An 18,618-nucleotide genomic window follows, 5' to 3' on the forward strand; every position below is an offset into this window, starting at 1 on the left:
CCGCGGCGGCGCAGTCCGCCTTCGCCCCGACCCACGTCAGCCTCCCGTCGCCCGATGGCCGGACCATCGACCTCAGCGTCTGGCAGGCGGAGAACGAGCAGGGCGTCATCGTCTTCAGCCACGGCTGGAACAGCCGGCCGGAGAGCTATCACCGCATCCTGCGGTACTGGGTCGAGCACGGCTTCACCGTCGTCGCCCCGCTGCATACGGACTCGCTCCAGCATCCGCAGCACGCGGAAGGCAACAGCCAGACCTTCTTCATCACCCGCGTGATCGACATGGCCGTGACCCGCGGCTTCGTTCAGATGTCCCATGCCGGCAAGCCGATGATCGCCGCCGGCCACTCTTTCGGCTCGCTGATGTCGCTGATCGGGGCAGGGGCCGTGACCGTCGCCGGGCCGCAGGGCGACCCGGCCGTCAAGGCAGTGGTGGCCCTGTCGTCGCCGGGCAATGTGCCCGGACTGGTCAATCCGCAAACCTTCGCCACGGTCTCGGTTCCGGTGTTGATGATCACCGGCGACGCCGATCTGGTGCCGGGCTTCGTCACCGATCCGCGCGACCATCGCACGGCCTTCGACACCAGCCTGCCGGGCGACAAGATGCTGCTGACCTTCGCCGGCGGCGACCACAGCCTCGTCGGCAATGCCGACGCGGCCGACTTCGATCTGATCGCGACGACGACGCTGGACTTCATGCGCGCCCATGCCCTTGACGATGCGGCCGCCGCGGCGCGACTGAACGCCCAGACCGCGCCCGAGGGCGTGACCATCGAACGGCGCTGAGATCATGAAACTCTACATCACCACCCCGTCCCCGTTCGCGCGCAAGGTCCGCATCGTCGCTCGCGAGAAGGCCGTGGCGGTCGAAGAGATCGCGGTCGATCCCTACGGCAATGCGCCCGAGCTGCTGGCGTCGAACCCCATCGTCCAGGTGCCGACCCTGATCGCCCGCGACGGCCTGCCGCTGACCGACAGCCCGGTGATCTGCGAGTATCTGGATGCGATCGGCTCGGGCTCCCGCCTGCTTCCGCAGGACGGTGAGGAGCGCCTGCGCGTCCGCCGCATCGAGACCCTCGCCAACGGCGCGCTCGAGATGGGCGTGAAATGGGTGCTGGAGAAGCGCCGTCCCGAGACCGAACGTTCGCCCACGTGGATCGCCCGCTGGTCCGAAAACCTCGCCCGCGCGCTCGACGCGCTGGAGGCGACCGATCCGTCGGCCGAGGACTGGCACATCGGGACCCTGACCGCCGGCGTCGCCATGACCTGGATGAATTTCCGCCACCCGGAGTTCGACACGGCGACCGGGCGGCCGAAGCTGGTCGCACTGCAGACGGCGCTGGAGCAGCGCCAGAGCTTTATCGAGACGTATCCGGTCTAGGCGCGGGTCAGACCACGCCCGCCAGCTGCAGGCCCTGGAAGGCCGCCAGCAGGAGCAGCAGCACGCCGACCGCATAGGTCAGGGCGCGCTGCGGGATCTTCTTGACGATCAGCCCCGCGAACGGCGCCGCCAGCAGGCCGCCGGCGATCAGGCCCGCCACCGCCGTGGCGTGATCGGTCAGTGCGCCGGCGTCCTCCCAATGGCCGGTGACCAGCGCCCAGACGAAGGTGGCGCTGATGGCGACCGTCACGAAGAACTCCGCTGCGTTGACAGTGCCGATCGCCCGGCGCGGCTCCTGACCGGCGGCCACCATGGTCGAGGACACGGTCGGCCCCCAGCCCCCGCCGCCGATGGCGTCGAAGAATCCGCCGGTCACGCCCAGCGGCGCGACGATCCAGGGCGGCTTGATGCGGCGCGGTTTCAGGTCATGGCCGGCGCGCCACAGGATGTAGAGGCCGATCAGGGTCAGATAGACGACGATGAACGGCTTGATGACGTCGCCGTCGATGCCGGTCAGCACATAGGCGCCGAGGCACCCGCCGATCACCCCGGCGATCGCCAGCGGCGCAAGGATCCGCCACTCCACGTTCTTGTGCCAGATATGGCTGCCCGCCGATGCGCCGGTGGTGAAGACCTCGGCCCCGTGCACGCTGGCCGACGCCATCGCCGGCGGGACGCCCAGCGCCAGAAGCACCGACGAAGAGATCACGCCATAGGCCATGCCCAGCGACCCATCGACGGACTGCGCCAGCGCGCCGACAAGGAAGAACAGCAGGAAGGTTTCCATCAATCCCCTCGGAAGCGCGCCCGAAAGCCCGGGCTTCGCCTCGCTAACAGCCCAGATCGATTAGCGTTGCCGCAGGCCGTCCGCCGATACACGGTCGATCGTCTCCAGCAGCGCCTTTGCGCCATACGGTTTGGTCAGGATGGCCAGAGCGAGGTCGGCATGCCGCGACGTGGCCGTCACGTCGCCTGACAGGAAGATCGAACTGACGCCCCATCGGTCCCGCAGCGTCCTGGCCAGGTCCGCGCCCGTCCCACGGCCCGACAGGTTGATGTCCAGCAGGGCCAGATCGATCGCATGCAGAGCCGCGGATACCTCCGCGGCCTCGGCATTATGGAACGGGCCGACGACGCGGTGTCCGGCCTCGGACAGCGCCTCCATAAGGTTGGCGGCCATGTCGGCGTCATCCTCAACCAGCAGCAGCGTCAGCGGCTCGCCGGGAGTGGGGGAGGGGGCGCCATCAGTTCTCACTTCCGCCGGGGTCTGCCGGATCAGCACCGCGCGAACATCGCGCCAGACATCGGCCGCGCGTCCGGCGGCAGGCAGATCGAAGATGCGCGCCATCGCCGCCAGTTCAGGAGCCGCCGGGGCTTCGGCGGCGACGGGGTCGTCCAGCAGGCTGTCGTACAGTCGGCACAGGCGATCGACGCTTTCGTCCAGCGGTCCCGGCCGATCGGTTGGGGTGTCGAACATGAAAGCCTCCTCTTCCTGACCTCGCAGATAGGAAGCCTCGCTGTTCCGGTCAGTCGCCCTGACGGGCTTGTGAGCGCCGATCACTTTGCGGCAAGCGGCCCGTGACCGGTCGCATCGACAGCCGCCGCCTTGCGCGTTAAGGGTCCGCCCCCTTCGAAGCTCAGGATATCCCGCCCGTGCGACTTCCCCAGGCCCGGCTCGATCAGGTGCTCGACCGCTTCCACCAGGTGGAGGCGCGCATGGGCGCGGCCACGGACGGGCAGGAGATCGTGCGCCTGTCGAAGGAGCACGCAGAGATGAAGCCGGTCGCCGACGCCGTCATGGCGCTGGCGAAGACCCGGGCCGAGATGGCCGACCTCGAGGCCATGGCCGCCGATCCCGAGATGGCCGACATGGCCGCCGACGAGCTACAGGCCCTCAGCGACCGACTGCCGGAGATGGAGCGCGACGTCGCCCTGCTGCTGGCTCCGCGCGACGCCGACGAGAACGCCTCGGCCGTGCTGGAAGTCCGCGCCGGCACCGGCGGCGACGAGGCCGCCCTGTTCGCCGGCGACCTGTTCCGCATGTACTCGCGCTACGCCTCCAGCCGCGGCTGGCGGGTCGAGGTGGACAGCACGACCGAGGGCGACGCCGGCGGCTACAAGGAAATCATCGCCACCGTCACCGGCGAGGGCGTCTTCGGCCGCCTGAAGTTCGAGAGCGGCGTCCACCGCGTCCAGCGCGTCCCCGCCACCGAGGCGCAGGGCCGCATCCACACCTCGGCCGCCACGGTCGCCGTCCTGCCCGAGGTCGAGGATGTCGAGATCGACATCCAGGACAAGGACATCCGCATCGACACCTTCCGCGCCTCGGGCTCGGGCGGCCAGCACGTCAACAAGACCGACTCGGCCGTGCGCATCACCCACTTCCCCTCGGGCATCGTGGTGACCTCGTCCGAGAAGTCGCAGCACGTGAACCGTGACAAGGCGATGAAGAACCTGCGTGTCCGCCTCTACGACATGCAGCGTCAGGCCAAGGACGCCGCCCGCTCGGACGCCCGCAAGTCGCAGGTCGGCTCGGGCGACCGCTCCGAGCGCATCCGCACCTACAACTTCCCCCAGGGCCGGGTCACGGACCACCGCATCAACCTGACCCTGCACAGCCTGCCACAGATTCTCGAGGGCGAGATCGATCCGCTGCTCAACGCCCTGATCGCGGAAGATCAGGCGGCGCGTCTGGCGGATCTGGAAGCGGAGTTCGGGTAACCCCACCACCACCGGCTTCGCCGGCGGTCCCCCTCCCCGCTACGCGGAGAGGTGAGAAACTCGCATCACCTCTCCACGAAGTGGGGAGGTGGCTCGGCCGCAAAGCGGACGAGACGGAGGGGTCACCAAGGGGTCACTCCCGCGACCGTATCCTCCGCCGCATCAGCCGATCCGACAGCGCCTCCGCATGCCGCATCGTGAACGCCAGCGCCGCCGGATTTCCCCGGCGCGGTCCGACCGTATCGGCCACCACCGCCCCACGCTCGCCGATCGCCTGCGGATCGCCGGTGGTGGTGTCCATCGCCGTCTGGTGCTCGATCTCGGCGTTCAGCTCGGCGCCCATCAGCACGATCTGGACTGTCAGCCAGGTCCACAGCAGGAAGCCCATCATCGCCGCCAGCGGGCCGTAGGAGGCCGTGCGCACGAAGGTCCCGAGGTACCAGCTGAAGCCCAGCGAAAGGGCCAGACTCAGCAGGGCCGCGAAGATCGCGCCCGGCGTCAGCCACCGCCACCGCGCCTTCTGCCGGCACGGTCCCACGCGGTAGATCAGGGTGAGGGCCGCCACATAGACCAGCAGCAGCATCGGCCACCGGAACGGCGTCAGATAGGCCCACTCGTCCTGCAGCCCCAGCACGCCCAGCATCACGGGCACGCCCACCACCATACCGGCCGAGACCAGCACCGCCACCAGCCCGCCCAGGGTGAAGCCCATGCAGATCAGGTTGTAGCGGACGATGTTGCGCTTCTCGACCTCGTGGTAGGCGACGTTCAGGCCATAGAAGAGAGTCTTCACCGCCCCGTTCGCCGTCCACAGCGACAGGGCCAGGGTCCACACCAGGGTGAAGGTCAGCTCCGTGTTGGTGTTTTCGGCCAGCCGCTGCATCTCCTTGCCGAGGAACTCGGCCACGCCGCCCGGCAGGACCGAGTACAGGAACTCCAGCCGACCCCAGGCGTCGTTCGGATCGGCGAACAGGCCATACAGGGTCACGAAGGCCGCCAGCGTCGGGAACAGCGACAGCATCACGAAGAAGGTCACCCCGCCCGCCACGAAGCCGACCCGGTCGCCGAAATAGGACGCGCCCACGCGCCAGAAGATGTCGATCCAGCCCTTGCGCGGAATGTCCTCGGGACGCTGCGCCATCCGGCCGCGACCGGGCTCCTTTTCCTCGAACTCCTCGGGCGTCGGCGGCCCGGGGGGCAGGGGCTCCGCTCGCTCGGGCCTCAGCTCGATCCCGTACTTGTGCCCGCGGGTATAGAGCAGGTGCGCCGCCCCGGCGCCCGCGGCCAGCCCTCCGGCGATCGCGCCCAGCACGCCCCACAGGCCGAAACCGGCGGCCGCGCCGCCCTTCTTTCCCGACTGCCTCTGCATCCGCCCGTCAACGGCTCCGCTGGCGAGGCGTTCCCCCGTGCTGTCGCTTGAAATCGCACGCCGTCCGGTCCAAGGCCATGCGCATGACCGACGCCCCCGCCACCCCGACCCTTCTGACCGCCTGGAAGGCCGCCACGGCCCGCCTGAAGGAGGGGCGCATCGACAGCCCGTCCATCGACTCCCGCCTGCTGCTGGAGGTCGCGGCCAACTGTTCGCGCACCGACATCCTGACCGATCCCTACCGCGTCATGACCCCGGACCAGCTGACGACGCTGGACGGCTATGTTGATCGCCGCCTGAAGCGCGAACCGGTGTCGCGCATTCTGGGAAAGAAGGGCTTCTGGAAGATCATGCTGAACGTCACGCCCGACGTGCTCAGCCCGCGCCCGGACACCGAGGCCATTCTCGACGTCGTCATGCTGGCCTATGCCCCGCACGAGAGCTTCACCATGATCGATCTGGGCACCGGCTCGGGCGCCATCCTGCTGGCCACCCTGGCCGAGCGGGCGGCGGCGAAGGGCGTGGGCACGGACATCTCGACCGAGGCCCTGGCTGTGGCGCGCGAGAACGCCGCCAACCTCGACCTCGACAACCGCTGCGACTTCATCCGCACCGAATGGGCCACGGGCTTCGGCGACCAGAGCTTCGATCTGGTTGTCTCCAACCCGCCCTACATTCCGTCCGACGACATCCCCGGTCTCGATCCGGAGGTGCGCGACCACGATCCGGTGCTGGCGCTCGATGGCGGCCCCGATGGTCTGGTCGCCTATCGCGAGCTGGCCCCGGAGATCATGCGCATCCTCAAACCCGGCGGGACCTTCGCGGTCGAGATCGGCTGGGACCAGGGCCCACAGGTCAAGGCCCTTTTCGAACAGGCCGGCTTCGAGAACGTCATCGTGGTCAAGGACCTGTCCGACCGGGACCGTGTCGTCACCAACGGCCCGGACCCCCGCACCAACCCCATCCCCAAGATGTAATCCTCCCCCCTCGGGGGAGGGGACCGCGCGCAGCGTCGTGGAGGGGCGGTTCCGCATATGCATCCCGCCCCTGCCGACCGCGTCAACAAACACCCTTGGAAACCGCTCCAACCCGCGCTAAGTCTCCTTCGTCTCCCACCGAACCGCACGCCTCGAACCGCTTCAGGTTCCTGCCTCGCGCGCGCTCCGGATCGTGACGGTCGGGCCGGTTGCCCGGCGGACCACGGCGGGAGACGACGGTTTCCGATCACATCGTCAGCGGGGAATGGGCCCCGAGCGAAGACGGAAGACGAACACGGACGGTCCCGGCGCATGTGCCCGGCCCGCCCCATCCTTCAAGGCACACGGTAGCGTCCATGAGAGATTTCAAGGGCATGAAGCGTCAACGCGGACGCAACAGGAAGCCCGGCGGCGGCAATAACAACGCCAACGCCACCAACCCGAATCGTTCCTGGGACTCGCAAGGCCCCGAGAACATCAAGGTTCGCGGCAACGCCCAGACCGTCTACGAGCGCTACATGCAGCTCGCCCGCGACGCATCGGCGTCCGGCGACCGCGTTCTGGCCGAGAACTACACCCAGCACGCCGAACACTATTTCCGCGTCCTGCGCGCCCTGCAGCCGGCCCGCCCGGTCTCCGAGATCGCCCAGCGCGAACTGGCCGGTCAGGGCTTCGACATCGACTTCGAGGACGAGTCCGGCGCCCAGGCGGCCGCCATCCTCGCCGCCCAGCAGGCCGAGGCCGACCGGGTCGCCGAGCAGGAGCGTCGCCAGAAGGAACAGGACGAGCGCCGCGAATGGCGCGAACAGCGCGATCGTGAAGACCGCGAGGCTGGCCGCGAACCGCGCGAGGCTCGCGAGGCCCGTGAACCGCGCGAGCCGCGTGAACCCCGCGCCGAAGGCGAACAGGGCGAGCAACGCGAGGGCGGCCGTCGTGAAACCCGCCGCGAACGCTGGGAGCGTCGTCGCGACGAACGCAACAAGCGCTTCGAGGGCGAAGGCGGCGCCGAGGGCGAGACTTCGGCCGCGTCCGACGATGAGCCCCGCGAGGAGGCCCCCGCCATCGAGCGCGAGGCCGAGACGCCGGCGCCCCGCCGCGAGCGTCGCCCGCGTCGCGAGGACAACGACGAGGCTCCGGCCGCCCTGCCGGGCTTCCTGACCCGCTCGGCCGCTCCGACGGTTCCGGCTGTCGAAGTCGAGGCTCCGGCCGAGGACGCCGCTCCGGCCCGCAAGCCGCGCGCTCCGCGTCGCAAGGCCGAGGCTCCCGCCGACGAGGGCTGATCGCCCTCAAAGGCTTTCAAATCCGACACCTGCGGCGCGAGCGCGCTTGACGTCGCGGGCGTGGGCCGGTCCAACGGGGGCGAGCTTTCGTCTTCGTTCGGGAGAGCCCATGCCTCGTTCGGTCCGGCTGTCGGCCCTGATCCTCACCTCCCTGCTTGCGCTGGCCGCCTGCGCCACGCCTCCGGGACCGCCGCCTCCGCCCCCGCCGGGTGGACCGGGCGGGGGAGGCGCGCCGGTGCTGCGCGACTGGCGCGGCATCGTCACCTCGACCGACCGTGACCGCTACGCCCGCCGCGACGCCGCCTGGGATCTGGCGCTCCAGCAGGCCCGCCGCCAGCGCGGCTCAGGCGATCTGAACAGCGTCGGCGATCTGATCGACCCGGACGCCCGCCGCTCGAGCGTCCGCCCGCCGGTCGGCGACTACCGCTGCCGGACTGTCAAATTGGGTTCTCAAGGCGGCGAGGACGGCCTCGGCTATGTCGTCTACGGCTGGTTCGCCTGCCGCATCGAGCAGACGCCCAACGGCCTGAAGTTCGTCAAGCTGACCGGCTCACAGCGCCCCTCCGGCCTCCTCTTCCCCGAGGACGACCGCCACATGGTCATGCTCGGCTCCATGGCCCTCGCCTCCGAGCCCGCCGCCAACTCCTACGGCCAGCGCCCCGACCGCGACCTGGTCGCGATCCTCGAACGCTTCGCCGACAACCGCTGGCGCCTGGTCATCCCCTGGCCCCAGAACGAGTCCAACCTCGACCTGCTCGAGCTCGTCCCCGCCTGATCTATTCCTCCCCCTTGGGGGAGGGGGACCGCGTAGCGGTGGAGGGGCGGTCGAAACACGCTCGCTCCCCCGCCGCCCACAAACACCGCGCTCGCCGCTACCACCCCTCCACCATGCTTCGCATGGTCCCCCTCCCCTGAAGGGGAGGAATACGGAAACCCTCCGCGCCCGGAGCCGTTACCCCGGCTCTGCCATACGGAGCATCCCTGATGCGGATCACCGCCGCCGCGGCTTCCAGCCTCGCCCTCGTCCTCGCCGCCTGCGGTCAGTCGCCGGATACGCCCGCGCCCGCCGACCCCGCCGCGCCGCCCGCGACCGGTGAACCGGCGCTCGCGCCCATGCCCCGGCCGACCCCGGCCGAGGGCGAGCAGGGCGGGACCGACAGCTGGCGTCAGGTCGCTTCCGCCGACGACGCATCCAACCTCGGCCGCCTCGACGAAGCCTGGCGTCTCGCCCGCGCCGAGGCCGAGGAGAAGGGTTTCGCCCGACAGGTCGAGGCCCTCGGCCCCCTGGTGGACCCCAATGCCGCCCAAGCCAGCCGCCTGCAGCCCGCGCCGGGGACCTATCGCTGCCGCACGATCAAGATCGGCTCACAGAACGGACAGGGCCTCGGCTACGTCGAATATCCCTTCTTCCGTTGCTCGGTGGAGCTGACGCCCGGCGGCGACCTGATCCTGACCAAGACCACCGGCTCGCAGCGCACGCGCGGCCTGCTCTATCCGGACACGGACAGTCGTCTGGTCTTCATCGGCGCCCAGGCTTGGGGAACGGACGAAAGCGGCTTCCCTCAATACGGCCAGCAGCGCGAACGCGACCAGGTCGGCGTCTTCGAACGCATCGGCCCCGACCGCTGGCGCATGGTCGTGCCGTGGCCGCGCGTGGAGTCCAAGCTGGAGATTCTCGAACTCGTGCGCTGACGCCTGAAGCCCTGTCTGGCCATCTTGAATGGAGGCCGTACTCCGGGCCTGTCAGCCCTGCCCGGATGTCAGGAACGTCGAATGGTCTGTCGGCAAGCCGTCCGTGACAAGTCGTCCTCCCGTGTACCGGATGTCCTCGGTCACCTCCAGGCAGGCGAAATCCGGCATCGGATAAGCATTCATGGACTCGATGTCGTCGAACTCGGCTTCCGCCATGATCAGGCCTGATAACTCGCCCTCGAAGACATCGATGAACAGATCGGCGCCGTTTACCCTGCCCAGTGAGTGGCGCATCTTCCGCAGCCGCTTTCCGGGCAGTGAAGACAGCAAGCTGAACTCTCCGGGCGAAAGGTAGATCGATGTCAGCAGGCGTATCGAAGCGCTGACGTCGGCCTTCCGGCCCAGCCGGCGCATCGGCGGGCCGCCATCCGTCGGAAGCGCTTCGCGAAGGCGGAGCTGCGTTCCCGCGATGTAGAGATCCTCAAACATCTGGGCGCTGATGGTGCGCTCCAGAGGCGCTACGCGACACAGCCAGCGCCGCTCGTGCTCGACCCATGCATACTTCGCCTTGGGCCAACCAAGGGCAGCGGCGGTTGCCTGATCGATATCCGCCATTTCTCACCTCCCGGCGAAGAGCCTTTGTCGCGCGGATAGCGGTCTCCTCGCCAATATCCGGCCGGGCTCGTTTTCTGTTTCTCACACCCGCGTCAGCCTCAGGTCCTGATAGTCGTAGCTGAAGTCTGCGTCCGGGCTGACGGCCTTCATCGTGGCCGAGACCGGCGCGCCGTTCTCGACCTTGAAGACGACGAACACATCTTCCTCCCGCTTGTCCGGGAAACGGGTGCGCAGGGTGTCGCCGTCATAGGCTTCCAGCGGTCCCTTCAGGGCGTTGGTGCGGGTGAAGTCGAGGTGCAGGCCCGTGCGGCGGTTGCGGCCCCGGCCGGTCGTGCGCGCCGAGATGACGATGTCGCCGTACCAAGGGTCGCGCCACGTTCCGGCATAGGCCTCCAGCGGCAGGGACGGCGCCGCGCCGGCCGCCTGTTTCGTGTCGATCTCCGCCGCGGCCGCGATCGATTTCACATTGCCCTCGTCCCGCAGGCGGACCCCGTCGGCGATCCAGTCGAAGGCCGGGCCGTTGCGGGTCGAGCCCATCAGGATGTCGGCGATGCCGCTGCGCAGGGCGCGGGTCAGCATGCCCTCCTCGGCGTTGGTGAAATAGCTGTAGCCGACGTTGCGGCCCGGCAGCAGGACGGTGCCCGAGATATAGCCCGGCGCGCCGCCGCCGTGGGTGATCAGCCGCTCGCCGCGATAGTCCATCACCTGCCAGCCGGTGGCGTAGGTGGCGGCGATCGATCGGCCCGGAAGGTCCGGCGTCGGCCCGGCCGAGTTGGAGACGATGATATTGGGCCGCCACATCTCGTTGGCCCTCGCCTCGGACCACAGGCGCTGGCCGTTCGGCAGCTGTCCCTTGTTCAGTTGCACGGCGATCCATTTGGCCCAGTCGACCGGGTTGGTGACGAAGCCGCCCGCGGCGCCCGCCGCCGACCAGTCCCAGACCTCCTGAATGGACCGGCCGATGGTCTGCAGCTCGCCCTGATAGCGCAGCGGCGGCCCGAGGCGGCCATGCGGCAGGGCCGACTTCGCCGGATCGGCGGCCGTCATCACCGGCAGGGTCTCGGTCATCCCCAGCGGCGTCAGGATCCGCGTCTGGACGAACTGTTCCCACGGCATGCCCGAGGCGGCCGCGACCACCTCGCCCGCCGCCACGAACATCAGGTTGCAGTAATGGTAGGTGGTGCGGAAGCTGTTCTCGATCGGCACATGGGGAATGGCCGCCATGATCTCGGCGCGGGTCCGGTCGCCGTTCGGCCAGAACAGCAGGTCCCCGGCGCCCAGACCGAAGCCGATCCGGTGGCTGACCAGATCGCGCACGGTCACCATGTCGTTCAGCTCGGGCTTCGACAGGCTGAAGCCGGGCAGATAGGTCCGCACCGGCTCGTCCCACTTCACCTTGCCCTCGTCGATCAGGATCGACAGGGCCGCGCAGGTCACCGCCTTGGTATTGGAAGCGATGGCGAACAAGGTGTGCTCGTCGATCGCCGCCCCGCCCAGCGCCCGCACGCCATAGCCCCGCGTCAGGATCGGCTGCCCATCCTTCACCACCGCTACCGACACCGCCGGCTGGCCGAAGGCCTCCGCCGCCCGGCGTACGAAGGCGTCGATCTGGGCCGCTACATCCGCACTGTCGTTCGCCGCCTGCGCATGACCGATCGAGGGCAGGGCGGCCGCGGCGCCGCCCATCGCTCCAGCTGCGGAAGAGGCGAGTGCGGCGCGGCGGGTCAGGCGAAATGTCATGAATTCAGGCTCCTGCACGAGGCGCCGACGCTATCTGCCTCGGCCGGGTCCGCAAAGCCCTTTCGGCCCGTGCAGACGGTGCGACCGAAAAATGGCGTGCGGTGAAAAAAGTGTAATCAATTAAACTGGATGTAACTCAGGTTGTGCGGTCGACGCTGGTATTTCAGCGGCTCACGGGGGCGATAACGATCCCCGGACTCTCAGGACTCGGGGCCATGTCGAAATTCAAGATCATCCTGCTGACCGGCGTCGCGCTGTCGCTGCCCGCCGGCGCCGCCATGGCGCAGACCCAGCCCGCGCCCGCTCCGCGCCCCGCGCCGGCGCAGCAGCAACAGCCGGCGCCCGCGCCCCAGCCTGCTCCTACCGAAGAGCCGGCCGGGGAGCAGGAAGAGACCTCGGCCGTCGAGGACGTCGTCGTCACCGGCCGCGCCAACGACATCCGCACCTCGGTCGACTCGATCAGCTACAGCGTCGCCGACGATCTGCAGACGGCCACTGGCTCGTTGGCCGACGCCCTGCGCAACATTCCTTCCGTCGAGGTCGATCCCGAGGGCAACGTCTCGCTGCGCGGCGACGCCGGCGTGACCATCCTCGTCGACGGCCGCCCGTCGGGCCTGTTCACCGGCCAGAACCGCGGCCAGGTCATCCTGCAGATCCCCGCCGACCAGTACGCCCGCATCGAGGTCATGACCAATCCGTCGGCCGCCTATCGCCCGGATGGCGGCGGCGGCGTGATCAATCTGATCTCCAAACCGAACCGCCCTCAGGCCCGGCCGACCCGCACCGGCTCGATCCGCGCCAACGTCGGCAATGATGATCGCTGGAACCTCGGCCTCAGCGGCGTGATGACCCGCGACAAGCTGACCCTGACCGGCGACCTGGCCGTCCGCCACGACACCTACACGATGGAAGCCGACCGTGTGCGCACGGTCGCCGGTTCCACGCCGGGCTCGACCATTCAGCAACGCAACACCCAGGATGGCGGCGGCGCCAACGACAACGTCTTTGTCCGCTTCTCGGCCGACTACCGCCCGACCGACCGCCTTCAGCTGTACGGCGATGTCTACCATGTCGACGTGGCCAGCGACGGTCTGATGCTGGACGTGTTCGAGGCGGACGCCCCCGGCGGCGGCATCGGCTCGGCCTATCGCCGCAGCTCCGACGGCGGCTTCGAGGGCCAGTTCTCCGGCGCCACCGCCCGCATCGTCCGCAACATGGGCGCGCAGGGTCACGACTGGACCAACGAGGTCCGGTACAACCGCGGCCGTGGCGCCTATGGCCACGACACCCTGGTCAGCGGCCTGATCCCGGCCGCGCCGAACGCCTTCGAGCGCGTCGACAACCAGAACAACAGCGACACCTGGAATTTCTCCAGCGCCTACGTCCGCCCCTTCGCCAGCGGCGCCCGCCTGCGCGCCGGCTACGAGCTGGAGTATTCGCAGCTGGAGCTGGACAACCTCGTCGCCCGCGGCGCCTCGGCCGGGGCGGTGACGCCAGACCCGCTGGTGTCCAACGCCTTCCACGTCGACCAGACTGTCCACGCCCTGTACGCGACCTATGAGCGTCCCTTCAGCGAGAAGCTCAGCGCCCAGTTCGGCCTGCGCCTGGAACAGGCCGACATGGAGCTGGACCAGATCACCACCGGGACCACCAGCTCCAACGACTACTTCCGCGCCTATCCGACCCTGCACCTGTCGTACCAGCTGAGCGACACCCAGACCCTGCGCGGCAGCTACAGTCGCCGGGTCCAGCGCCCCGCCCCGAACGATCTGAACCCGTTCCTGACCTATCAGGACCCGCTCAACTATCGCTCGGGCAATCCGGATCTGGAGCCACAGGAAACCGACTCGTTCGAGTTCAGCTGGCAGCGCCGCGTGCAGCAGACCTTCTACGGCGCGACCCTCTACTATCGCGACACGCAGAACGCCTTCACCCAGGTGATCAGCGACATCGGCAACGGCGTGCTGGTGACCCGTCCGGAGAACCTCGGCGCCCGCACCGCCACCGGCGTCGAGCTGGTCGCCAACGGTCGCCTGCACTCGACCCTGCGCTACAACGCCAGCGTCAACCTGTTCCGGCAGGAGATCGACGCCACCAACATCCCCGGCGGCGTCTCCAGCGAAGGCGAGGTGGTCGCCGGCCGCCTGAACCTGAACTGGCAGCCCACGGCCGATGACTTCGTCCAGCTGTCGGGCATCTGGACCGGGGAGCAGCTGCTGGCCCAGGGCACGCGCGACGCGACCCAGCTGATCAACCTCGGCTACCGCCGCAAGCTGACCGACACCCTGGCCTTCCAGCTGACCGTCCGCGACCTGCTGGACGAGTCGAAGGACGTGACCACCTACGACACCCCGACCTTCACCGAGCGCACCGAGCGCATCTTCGGCGGCCGGGTCGCCTTCATCGGCCTGACGTGGAACTTCGGCGGCCCGTCGCGTCAGCAGGATCCGCAGTTCGACTTCTCGGCCCCCTCGTCCGGCAACTGATCGACCGCGCGCCACGCGAGGGGAGCGATCCCCTTGCGTGGCGCATCGGCCACACCCAACTGATCCCCGACCGCACGGCGCGTTGCTTGCATGAGGACGCGACGGCGGGTTCCGCCACTTCCGGGGACAAGCCGTGAATCTCGACCTCTATTCCGACCGCGCCAAACAGGCCGTCCAGTCCGCCCAGAGCCTTGCCCTGGCGCGCCGCCACCAGCAGTTCGCTCCCGAACACCTGCTCAAGGTCCTGCTGGAAGAGCGCGACGGCCTCGCCCGCAACCTGATCACCGCCGCCGGCGGCGACGCGAAGCGCGCCGAAGCCGACATCGAAACCGCCCTCAGCAAGCGCGCCCAGGTCTCCGGCGGCTCGGGCCAGCTCTATCTCGACGGTGACACCGCCCGCGTCTTCAACACCGCCGAACAGGCCGCGAAGAAGGCCGGCGACGCCTTCGTCACCACCGAGCGCATCCTCTCGGCCCTCGCCCGCGAAGGCGGCATCGCGAAAACCGTCCTGGCCGCCGCCGGCGTCACGCCGGACAAGCTGGACGCCGCCATCACCGAGGTCCGCAAGGGCAAGACCGCCGACAGCGCCGGGGCCGAGGACGCCTATGACGCCCTGAAACGCTATGCCCGCGACCTGACCCTGGCCGCCGCCGACGGCAAGATCGACCCTGTCATCGGCCGTGACGAGGAAATCCGCCGCACCATCCAGGTCCTCGCCCGCCGCACCAAGAACAACCCCGTCCTGATCGGCGAGCCCGGCGTCGGCAAGACCGCCATCGTCGAGGGCCTCGCCCTGCGCATCGTCAACGGCGACGTGCCCGAAAGCCTGCGCGACAAGAAGGTGATGGCGCTCGACATGGGCAGCCTGATCGCCGGCGCGAAATACCGCGGCGAGTTCGAGGAGCGGCTCAAGGCCGTGCTCAACGAGGTCGCGGCGGCCGAGGGCGGCATCGTTCTGTTCATCGACGAGATGCACACCCTTGTCGGCGCCGGGAAGGGCGACGGCGCCATGGACGCGTCGAATCTGCTCAAGCCCGCCCTCGCGCGCGGCGAGCTGCACTGCGTCGGCGCCACCACGCTGGACGAGTACCGCAAGCACGTCGAGAAGGACGCCGCGCTGGCCCGTCGCTTCCAGCCCGTCTTCGTCGAGGAGCCGACCGTCGAGGACACGGTCTCGATCCTCCGTGGACTGAAGGAGAAGTACGAGGTCCACCACGGGGTGCGCATTTCCGACAGCGCGATCGTCGCAGCCGCCACCCTGTCCAACCGCTACATCACCGACCGCTTCCTGCCGGACAAGGCCATCGACCTGGTCGACGAGGCCGCCAGCCGCGTGCGCATGGCCGTCGATTCCAAGCCCGAGGCGCTGGACGAGATCGACCGCCGTCTGGTCCAGCTCAAGATCGAGCGCGAGGCCCTGAAGCGCGAGACCGACAGCGCCAGCCAGCAACGGCTGGAGAAGCTGGAGGACGAGATCGCCGACCTCGAGGGCCAGTCCGACGACCTGACCGCCCGCTGGAAGGCGGAGAAGGAAAAGGTGGGGCAGGGCGCCCAGCTGCGCGAGACGCTGGACCGCCTGCGCGCCGAGTTGGCCAACGCCCAGCGCTCGGGCGACCTCGGCCGCGCGTCCGAGATCGCCTACGGCCAGATCCCCCAGATCGAACGCCAGCTGGACGAGGCCGAAGCCGCCGAAGCGGACAAGTCCGGCCCGCTGACTCCGGAAGTCGTCGACGCCGAACAGATCGCCGCCGTTGTCTCCCGCTGGACCGGCGTTCCCGTGGACAAGATGCTGGAGGGCGAGCGCGAGAAGCTGCTCCAGATGGAGGACGCCCTGCGCCACCGCGTGGTCGGTCAGGAGGACGCGCTTGCCGCCGTGGCCGACGCCGTCCGCCGCGCCCGCGCCGGCCTGAACGACCCCAACCGCCCGCTCGGCTCCTTCCTGTTCCTGGGACCGACCGGCGTCGGCAAGACCGAGCTGACCAAGGCGCTGGCCGAGTTCCTGTTCGACGACGAGGCCGCCATCACCCGCCTCGACATGTCCGAATACATGGAGAAGCACTCCGTCAGCCGCCTGATCGGCGCCCCTCCGGGCTACGTCGGCTATGACGAGGGCGGCGCCCTGACCGAGGCCGTGCGCCGTCGGCCCTATCAGGTCGTCCTGTTCGACGAGGTCGAGAAGGCCCACCCGGATGTCTTCAACGTGCTGCTGCAGGTGCTGGACGACGGCCGCCTGACCGACGGTCAGGGCCGCACCATCGACTTCCGCAACACCCTGATCATCATGACCTCCAACCTCGGCTCGGAGGCTCTGGCCAACCAGTCCGAGGGCGAGGAGGTCGAGGCCGTCCGCCCCTTCGTCATGGACGCCGTCCGCGCCCACTTCCGCCCGGAGTTCCTGAACCGCATCGACGAGATCATCCTGTTCCGCCGCCTCGGCCGCGAACAGATGAGCGGCATCGTCCGCATCCAGCTCCAGCGCTTCGAAAAACTCCTCGCCGACCGGCGGATGACGTTGTCGCTCGACGACGCCGCCTACGCCTGGCTCGCCAACAAGGGCTACGACCCGGTCTACGGCGCCCGGCCTTTGAAGCGCGTCATCCAGAAGGAGCTTGTGGACCCGATCGCGCGGAAACTGCTGGCGGGAGAGGTTGCGGACGGAAGCGTGATCGCTGTGTCAGCGGGTGGGGAAGGGCTGAAGATCGGGAAGGCGCGGGTGCACTAGCGGCGACGCTACACTGGGCGGAGAGATCGAACTGCCCACACTGGCCAGCTTGCACCTATTTGTCGTCATCCTACGGCAAGCCGCGTCTTCGCGGCGCAGACCGGGGGACCCAGCGGCGCGCGGGAGCGCGAAAGCCCCACGCTCCGAAACGCGACGACGATTTCGCCAGCGGCGCCGCTGGGTCCCCCGGTCGCGCTGCGCGCGCCGGAGGAAGACGGTGGTGGTGTGATCGTATAGGTTGCGCTAATGCCGACGCATCGCACCTTCATCGCGACCTACATCATGGCCAGCGGGCGGAACGGCACGCTCTATGTCGGCATGAGTTCGGACCTCCATGCCCGCGTCTGGCAGCACCGGAACGGCACGTTCGACGGCTTCACCGACCAGTACGGCTGCAAGCGGTTGGTGTGGTTCGAGCGACACCAGTGGGTCGTGAAGGCGATCCGGCGGGAGAAACGGCTCAAGAAGTGGCTGCGCGACTGGAAGCTGGCGCTGATCGAGCGCGAGAACCCGGAATGGCGGGATCTGGCGGCCGACTGGTATCCGACGAACGACCCTGACTGGACGCCGCCGGTCTAGAGCGATTGATCCGGCGAGGTCAGTTCCGCCGGTCGACTGCCTCCGCCGCCGCCCCATCCGTCCACGCCTTCTTGCAGGCCGCATAGGCTCCGCTGTCCCCCGGATGCAGGGCCGCGCACCGCGCCTTCTCCCCCGCATAGGCCTCGGCCGTCGCGGGCTCGGCGCGCAGGCGGTCGCGGAACGCCAGATGCCAGGGGATCATCGGGTCGCCGGCCGCGTGCGCATGCAGATGGACGGCGCGCTCGCCGGTCTGCGGATCTTCGCGGGTCAGATAGCGCCGCCCGGCCACGCCATTCTCGCCGCGCCAGCGCCAGCCGGCCCCTTCCAGCGCAGACCGAGCCGCGTCGATCCGCGCCAGATCGACAGCCTCGCCCAGCAGGTCGATCACCGGCTTGGCCTTCAGCCCCGGCACGGCGGTCGAGCCGATGTGATGCAGGGCGATGAAGGCCTCGGGAGCGGCCGCGCGCAGGTCGGCGATCAGGGCTTCGGCGCGGGCGGGCCAGTCGGGGTCCGGCTCGGCGAGGGTGACGGGGCGGGGCATGGCGGGGCGAGTGTCGACCTGTCGGCAGCGGTCTTCAAGGCGGGAGGCGCAAGCGACCCCTCCACCCCCGCCTTCGGCGGCGGTCCCCCTCCCCAGCTTCGCTGGAGAGGTGAGCGGACACAGATTCACCTCTCCACCGAAGGTGGGGAGGTGGCTCGACGGCGATCAGCCGGCGAGACGGAGGGGTCGAAGCGGGCGCTGATCAAACCCCTCCACCCCCGCCCCCGGCGGCGGTCCCCCTCCCCAGCTTCGCTGGAGAGGTGAGCACAGACCCAGATTCACCTCTCCACCAAAGGTGGGGAGGTGGCCCGGCGCGCTCGCGCGCCGGGACGGAGGGGTCCGAACACCGCTGACTATTTTCCGATTGTCAGCCATCCCCCGCGCCCCAACCCGCTGAAATCCCGCACCTTCCCAGAAAAGTAGCGTTACGAAGCGTCCTGACCAAAGCCCAGCCCCATACTCTTGCCCATCCCGTCGCACGGGGAGGCGCAGAGGCCTTGCGTGATCTGGCGGCGGGTG

At 69.1% G+C, this 18,618-nt stretch carries 16 protein-coding genes; 10 read left to right on the top strand and 6 right to left on the bottom strand.

The genetic code is table 11. From position 1 onward, the window contains the following. Positions 1-782: alpha/beta hydrolase family protein (locus tag ABDZ95_RS04765; protein ID WP_343791157.1), on the top strand; the 782-nt coding region annotated here is incomplete at its 5' end. Between the two features lie 4 nt (positions 783-786). Continuing rightward, positions 787-1,377, top strand: coding sequence for a glutathione S-transferase N-terminal domain-containing protein (locus tag ABDZ95_RS04770; RefSeq protein WP_343791159.1), 591 nt, complete (start codon positions 787-789; stop codon positions 1,375-1,377). 7 nt (positions 1,378-1,384) lie between these two features. Here the strand turns inward: ABDZ95_RS04770 and ABDZ95_RS04775 are convergent, their stop codons facing one another. Together ABDZ95_RS04775 and ABDZ95_RS04780 are read right to left on the bottom strand one after the other, a co-directional pair. Continuing rightward, positions 1,385-2,164 (bottom strand): sulfite exporter TauE/SafE family protein, encoded by a 780-nt coding sequence (locus tag ABDZ95_RS04775; RefSeq protein ID WP_343791161.1) that lies wholly within the window; start codon positions 2,162-2,164, stop codon positions 1,385-1,387. Positions 2,165-2,224: 60 nt separating this feature from the next. Then, positions 2,225-2,854, bottom strand: a complete 630-nt coding sequence (locus ABDZ95_RS04780; protein ID WP_343791163.1) for a response regulator — start codon at positions 2,852-2,854, stop codon at positions 2,225-2,227. 176 nt (positions 2,855-3,030) lie between these two features. Between ABDZ95_RS04780 and prfA the strand changes: the two genes are divergently transcribed. Then, positions 3,031-4,098, top strand: coding sequence for a peptide chain release factor 1 (prfA, locus tag ABDZ95_RS04785; protein WP_343791165.1), 1,068 nt, complete (start codon positions 3,031-3,033; stop codon positions 4,096-4,098). 133 nt (positions 4,099-4,231) lie between these two features. On the opposite strand, the gene ABDZ95_RS04790 is transcribed toward prfA, so the two are convergent. Further along, positions 4,232-5,467: a YihY/virulence factor BrkB family protein gene (locus ABDZ95_RS04790; RefSeq protein ID WP_343791167.1), complete on the bottom strand. Its 1,236-nt coding sequence runs from the start codon at positions 5,465-5,467 to the stop codon at positions 4,232-4,234. Between the two features lie 83 nt (positions 5,468-5,550). Here ABDZ95_RS04790 and prmC point away from each other — a divergent pair, with 83 nt between their 5' ends. From prmC to ABDZ95_RS04810, 4 genes are all read left to right on the top strand, one after another. Next, positions 5,551-6,444 (top strand): peptide chain release factor N(5)-glutamine methyltransferase, encoded by an 894-nt coding sequence (prmC, locus tag ABDZ95_RS04795; protein ID WP_343791169.1) that lies wholly within the window; start codon positions 5,551-5,553, stop codon positions 6,442-6,444. A 374-nt stretch (positions 6,445-6,818) separates the two neighbouring features. Continuing rightward, on the top strand, positions 6,819-7,724 hold the full coding sequence (locus tag ABDZ95_RS04800) for a DUF4167 domain-containing protein (protein WP_343791171.1): 906 nt from the start codon (positions 6,819-6,821) through the stop codon (positions 7,722-7,724). Between the two features lie 109 nt (positions 7,725-7,833). Continuing rightward, entirely contained in the window at positions 7,834-8,499 is a 666-nt protein-coding gene (locus tag ABDZ95_RS04805) for a DUF4893 domain-containing protein (RefSeq protein WP_343791173.1), read from the top strand. Between the two features lie 209 nt (positions 8,500-8,708). Then, complete coding sequence (locus tag ABDZ95_RS04810) at positions 8,709-9,416, top strand: DUF4893 domain-containing protein (RefSeq protein ID WP_343791175.1); 708 nt, start codon at positions 8,709-8,711, stop codon at positions 9,414-9,416. A 51-nt stretch (positions 9,417-9,467) separates the two neighbouring features. On the opposite strand, the gene ABDZ95_RS04815 is transcribed toward ABDZ95_RS04810, so the two are convergent. Beyond that, on the bottom strand, positions 9,468-10,031 hold the full coding sequence (locus ABDZ95_RS04815; RefSeq protein WP_343791177.1) for a CYTH domain-containing protein: 564 nt from the start codon (positions 10,029-10,031) through the stop codon (positions 9,468-9,470). An 81-nt stretch (positions 10,032-10,112) separates the two neighbouring features. After that, the gene (locus tag ABDZ95_RS04820; RefSeq protein ID WP_343791179.1) at positions 10,113-11,771 is read right to left on the bottom strand and encodes a serine hydrolase; all 1,659 of its coding nucleotides are present in this window, start codon (positions 11,769-11,771) and stop codon (positions 10,113-10,115) included. Between the two features lie 215 nt (positions 11,772-11,986). On the opposite strand from ABDZ95_RS04820, the gene ABDZ95_RS04825 reads away from it, so the two are divergent. From ABDZ95_RS04825 to ABDZ95_RS04835, 3 genes are all read left to right on the top strand, one after another. Then, a complete protein-coding gene (locus ABDZ95_RS04825) occupies positions 11,987-14,257 on the top strand; it encodes a TonB-dependent receptor domain-containing protein (RefSeq protein WP_343791181.1) in 2,271 nt (756 codons plus the stop codon). 133 nt (positions 14,258-14,390) lie between these two features. Then, positions 14,391-16,979 (top strand): ATP-dependent chaperone ClpB, encoded by a 2,589-nt coding sequence (gene clpB / locus ABDZ95_RS04830; protein ID WP_343791183.1) that lies wholly within the window; start codon positions 14,391-14,393, stop codon positions 16,977-16,979. Positions 16,980-17,225: 246 nt separating this feature from the next. Then, entirely contained in the window at positions 17,226-17,558 is a 333-nt protein-coding gene (locus ABDZ95_RS04835; protein ID WP_343791185.1) for a GIY-YIG nuclease family protein, read from the top strand. A 19-nt stretch (positions 17,559-17,577) separates the two neighbouring features. On the opposite strand, the gene ABDZ95_RS04840 is transcribed toward ABDZ95_RS04835, so the two are convergent. Then, a complete protein-coding gene (locus tag ABDZ95_RS04840; protein ID WP_343791187.1) occupies positions 17,578-18,099 on the bottom strand; it encodes a GrpB family protein in 522 nt (173 codons plus the stop codon). Positions 18,100-18,618 lie beyond the last annotated feature (519 nt).

This window comes from Brevundimonas kwangchunensis (assembly GCF_039523815.1).
Lineage (GTDB): Bacteria > Pseudomonadota > Alphaproteobacteria > Caulobacterales > Caulobacteraceae > Brevundimonas > Brevundimonas kwangchunensis.

Bases quoted from the DNA above. Each gene is read 5' to 3' on its own strand.
- ABDZ95_RS04775 (WP_343791161.1), bottom strand. From the start codon at position 2,164: ATGGAAACCTTCCTGCTGTTCTTCCTTGTCGGCGCGCTGGCGCAGTCC.
- ABDZ95_RS04790 (WP_343791167.1), bottom strand. From the start codon at position 5,467: ATGCAGAGGCAGTCGGGAAAGAAGGGCGGCGCGGCCGCCGGTTTCGGC.
- ABDZ95_RS04810 (WP_343791175.1), top strand. From the start codon at position 8,709: ATGCGGATCACCGCCGCCGCGGCTTCCAGCCTCGCCCTCGTCCTCGCC.
- ABDZ95_RS04800 (WP_343791171.1), top strand. From the start codon at position 6,819: ATGAAGCGTCAACGCGGACGCAACAGGAAGCCCGGCGGCGGCAATAAC.
- ABDZ95_RS04825 (WP_343791181.1), top strand. From the start codon at position 11,987: ATGTCGAAATTCAAGATCATCCTGCTGACCGGCGTCGCGCTGTCGCTG.
- ABDZ95_RS04805 (WP_343791173.1), top strand. From the start codon at position 7,834: ATGCCTCGTTCGGTCCGGCTGTCGGCCCTGATCCTCACCTCCCTGCTT.
- ABDZ95_RS04835 (WP_343791185.1), top strand. From the start codon at position 17,226: ATGCCGACGCATCGCACCTTCATCGCGACCTACATCATGGCCAGCGGG.
- ABDZ95_RS04840 (WP_343791187.1), bottom strand. From the start codon at position 18,099: ATGCCCCGCCCCGTCACCCTCGCCGAGCCGGACCCCGACTGGCCCGCC.
- ABDZ95_RS04815 (WP_343791177.1), bottom strand. From the start codon at position 10,031: ATGGCGGATATCGATCAGGCAACCGCCGCTGCCCTTGGTTGGCCCAAG.
- ABDZ95_RS04820 (WP_343791179.1), bottom strand. From the start codon at position 11,771: ATGACATTTCGCCTGACCCGCCGCGCCGCACTCGCCTCTTCCGCAGCT.
- ABDZ95_RS04770 (WP_343791159.1), top strand. From the start codon at position 787: ATGAAACTCTACATCACCACCCCGTCCCCGTTCGCGCGCAAGGTCCGC.
- ABDZ95_RS04780 (WP_343791163.1), bottom strand. From the start codon at position 2,854: ATGTTCGACACCCCAACCGATCGGCCGGGACCGCTGGACGAAAGCGTC.
- prmC (WP_343791169.1), top strand. From the start codon at position 5,551: ATGACCGACGCCCCCGCCACCCCGACCCTTCTGACCGCCTGGAAGGCC.